Here is a 4149-nt window from a genome sequence, read left to right as displayed (position 1 = left end):
TAATTAATCACTGATTCTCCTCAATATACATTCTACGTACTTTTTTAAACAACTCTGAAGAATAAACAAAGTCTGTTACCACTTTGTTATCGGTTTTAAAAATTGTTTCTTTAGAACCTTCCCATGCTTTTAAACCATCTTTTAAGAACACAATTTTTTCACCAATTTCCATTACCGAATTCATATCGTGCGAATTAATTACCGTAGTTATTTGATATTCGTCTGTAATTTCCTGAATTAAATTATCAATAACAATCGCCGTTTTGGGGTCTAATCCAGAATTTGGTTCATCGCAAAATAAGTATTTAGGATTATTTACAATGGCTCGTGCAATAGCTACTCGTTTTTGCATTCCGCCAGATGCTTCACTTGGCATTTTTCCATGCGCATCATCAAGATTTACACGTTTTAAAACAAAGTCTACACGATCTTCCATTTCGCTTTTGCTTTGGTTGGTAAACATTTGTAACGGAAACATAACATTTTGTGCAATCGTCATAGAATCAAACAAAGCACTACCTTGAAAAACCATGCCAATTTCGGCTCGTAAATTACGTTTTTCATCTTCGGTTAATTGCGAAAATATTTTTCCATCATAAGCTATTGAGCCTTCTTCGTATTCAAATAAGCCTAATAAACATTTTAAAAAAACAGTTTTGCCAGAACCGCTTTGTCCAATAATAAGATTGGTTTTACCTTTTTCAAAAGACGTGCTAATACCTTTTAAAACTTCAACGCCACTAAACGATTTATGTAAATTTTTCACCTCTATCATTGTCCTAGCATCATATCAGTTAATATATAATTCAATAAAATAATAACTACCGCAGTCCATACAAAAGAGGTTGTACTTGCTTTTCCAACTTCTAGTGCGCCACCTTTCATATAATAACCATGAAACGATGGGATGGTTGCTAATACAATAGCGAATATAAAAGTTTTTATAAAAGAGTAAATAATATGGAACACTTCAAAGTCGGTTTGTATACCTACAATGTAATCTGCTAAAGTTGAATAGCCTCCATAAACACAGGCAGCCATACCACCTAAAATACCTAAAAACATACCAATAGCAATGGCAAAAGGATATAGCATTAATGCTATAGTTTTAGGGAAAACAAGATAATTTAAAGAGTTTATTCCCATAACTTCTAAAGCATCAATTTGTTCTGTAACACGCATTGTGCCTATACTTGATGTTATAAACGAACCTACTTTACCAGCCATAATAATAGAGGTAAATGTTGGTGCGAACTCTAGAACAACAGATTGTCTAGTAGCAAAACCTACAAGGTATTTAGGTATTAATGGGTTGTCTATATTTAACGCTGTTTGTATGGTTATAACGCCGCCAACAAAAAACGATATAAAAGCAATAATACCAAGAGAACCAATAATTAGGTCATCAATATCTTTTAATATAAGTTGCTTCATAACACTCCACTTGGTGGGTTTGCGAAACATTTCTGCAATCATTAAAAAATAAGATCCAATATTATGAAGGTAAGCCATATAAAAATTTGTTAGTGCTAAAGTAAAAAAAGTTATAGAATTTAACCTTAATTTTAAAATATCATATTTTAAAACATGTATTTTTGAGGTATAATTTTGATAATCATGTTAAAAAACGTAATCACCTTTTTTTTAATTCTTTTTTTATGCAACTTTTCATTGGCACAAAGACCACAAGTAAAAAACACAAGAGCACAAGTAGAAACGACTAATTCTAAACCTAAATTGGTAGTTGGAATTATAGTTGATCAAATGCGTTATGATTATTTAACACGTTTTGAAAGTAAGTTTGGCTACGGTGGATTTAAACGTATGATAAACGAAGGGTTTAATTGTAAAAATAATCATTTTAATTACATTCCAACATATACAGGTCCTGGACACGCGTCGGTTTATACAGGTACAACACCTAGATATCATGGTATTATAAGTAATAATTGGTACGATAAAGAAGATAAAAAAAGCGTGTATTGTGCTGGCGATAATGCTGTGCAATCTGTTGGAACTTCGGCAAGCTCAGGGAAAATGTCTCCGCATAGAATGAAAACCACAACATTTACAGACGAGAATAGATTGTTCACGCAAATGCGTGGTAAAACAATAGGTATTTCAATTAAAGATAGAGGAGCTATTTTGCCTGCTGGCCACACGGCGAATGCTGCATATTGGTTTCATGGAAAAGATGAAGGTAAATGGATTTCTAGTACGTTTTATATGAATGAGTTGCCAAAATGGGTAAAGGATTTTAATACTGAACATTCTGTTTCTAAATATTTAAAAACATGGAATACACTTTACGATATTAATACTTATACAGAGAGTGGTAGCGATTTGAACACTTTTGAAGGAGGCTATAAAGGAAAAGAAACAGCAACATTTCCTTATCAATTAGATGTTTTAAAAGATGCAAATGGTGGATACGATTTACTGAAATCTACAGCCTATGGTAATAGTTTAACTGCCGATTTTGCCCTAGCTGCTTTAAAAGGCGAAGCTTTGGGTAAAGACGATATAACCGATGTGTTAGCAATAAGTTTTTCTAGTACCGATTATGTGGGTCATAATTTTGGGGTAAACTCTAAAGAAATTGAAGACACTTATATTCGTTTAGATAAAGATTTAGAACGTTTATTTAATGCTTTAGATAAAGAAGTTGGTCGTGGTAATTATACTGTGTTTTTAACGGCAGACCACGCTGCTGTTAATGTGCCTGCATATTTACAATCGGTTAAAATTCCTTCTGGTTATTTAGATAATGCTAAAACAAAAAAGCAGTTTGGTTTGTTTATGGAACAAACGTTTAAAGCGTCAGATTTAGTTGAGAATGTAAGTAACAATCAAATATTTTTAAACCGAGAAAAGATTAAAGCATTGGGGTTAGAATTAAATGATGTGCAGGATGCTATTGTAAACGAACTTATTAATTATGAGCATGTAGATAAAGTATATTCTGCTACCACAATGCATACTACAGAATTTACCCGTGGCATTGAAGCATTATTACAAAAAGGATATAACCAAAAACGCTCGGGCGATGTTATTATAGTTCCAGACCCTGCTTTTATCTCCTATCATAAAACAGGTTCAACACATGGTAGTGGCTTAAATTACGATACCCATGTGCCTTTATTGTTTTTTGGAAAAGGCATTAAGCATGGGCAAACACTACAAAAAACGGAAATTACAGACGTTGCACCAACTATGTCTGCTTTGCTAGGTATTAGTTTTCCCAGCGGTGCTATTGGCGAACCATTAGAATTTGTTTTAGATTAGTTTTGAGTAAACGTACACTATATTCAATCGTCGCAGTTTTAATCATTTTTGGAGTTTACGGATATGAGTATTTTTTAAATGAAGAAGAAAAAGCTGAAGTTGTTTTTGAGGGTGAATCAACTAAGAATGATACTAACGAATATTTTTTACCAACTAGCACAACAGGTCAAATAATTCATCACGAAGGGTATTCCTTATCTTATAGTGAGTCTCATGAGCAAGCAGAATGGGTTGCATACGAATTGAAGAAATCACATCTATCAAACACCAATTTTAAGCGTCCATATTTCGAGATTGATAATGCGGTAAAAACTGGAGCAGCCAATTGGCGCAATTATAAAAACTCGGGTTACGATCGCGGACATTTATGCCCTGCAGGAGATAGGCGATACAATAAATCTGCACATGATGAAACCTTTTTAACCAGTAATATAAGTCCACAAAAACACGATTTTAATTCTGGTATTTGGAATAAACTAGAACAAAAAGTACGGTATTGGGCAAATAAATATGATGGTGTTTTTATTGTTACGGGAGGTGTTTTAGATGGTAAAATGAAAACCATTGGAGATGAAGCAGTTTCGGTACCTAATCAGTTTTATAAAGTATTAATTGACAATAATACAGGCAAAACAAAAATGATTGCTTTTTTAATGCCTCATAAAGATTCTAACAAACCATTATATGAATTTGTAGTATCTGTAGATACTATTGAAAAACTAACAGGGATTGATTTTTTCCCAGAATTAGATGATGCTATTGAAAATAAATTAGAAGCTTCTAGCAGTTATAAAGGTTGGAGTTTTTAGTTTTGTTAGTTGTTAGTTGTTAGTTGTTAGTTGTTAGTTGTTAGTTGTTAGTTGT

The 4149-nt window shown here is 32.8% G+C and carries 4 protein-coding genes; 2 read left to right on the top strand and 2 right to left on the bottom strand.

The genetic code is table 11. From position 1 onward, the window contains the following. Positions 1–7: 7 nt before the first annotated feature. The gene (locus AADI82_RS14060; RefSeq protein ID WP_341217056.1) at positions 8–775 is read right to left on the bottom strand and encodes an ATP-binding cassette domain-containing protein; all 768 of its coding nucleotides are present in this window, start codon (positions 773–775) and stop codon (positions 8–10) included. Further along, a complete protein-coding gene (locus tag AADI82_RS14055; RefSeq protein WP_341217055.1) occupies positions 772–1512 on the bottom strand; it encodes an ABC transporter permease in 741 nt (246 codons plus the stop codon). The genes AADI82_RS14060 and AADI82_RS14055 overlap by 4 nt, the downstream gene beginning before the upstream one ends. Positions 1513–1617: 105 nt before the next feature. Between AADI82_RS14055 and pafA the strand changes: the two genes are divergently transcribed. Next, on the top strand, positions 1618–3285 hold the full coding sequence (gene pafA / locus AADI82_RS14050; protein WP_341217054.1) for an alkaline phosphatase PafA: 1668 nt from the start codon (positions 1618–1620) through the stop codon (positions 3283–3285). A 2-nt stretch (positions 3286–3287) separates the two neighbouring features. Beyond that, positions 3288–4094, top strand: coding sequence for a DNA/RNA non-specific endonuclease (locus AADI82_RS14045; RefSeq protein ID WP_341217053.1), 807 nt, complete (start codon positions 3288–3290; stop codon positions 4092–4094). Positions 4095–4149 lie beyond the last annotated feature (55 nt).

This window comes from uncultured Wocania sp., assembly GCF_964021735.1.
Taxonomy (GTDB): domain Bacteria; phylum Bacteroidota; class Bacteroidia; order Flavobacteriales; family Flavobacteriaceae; genus Wocania_A.
Note: the sequence above shows the minus strand (reverse complement) of the source record. Positions and strands in the feature narration are given on the sequence as shown.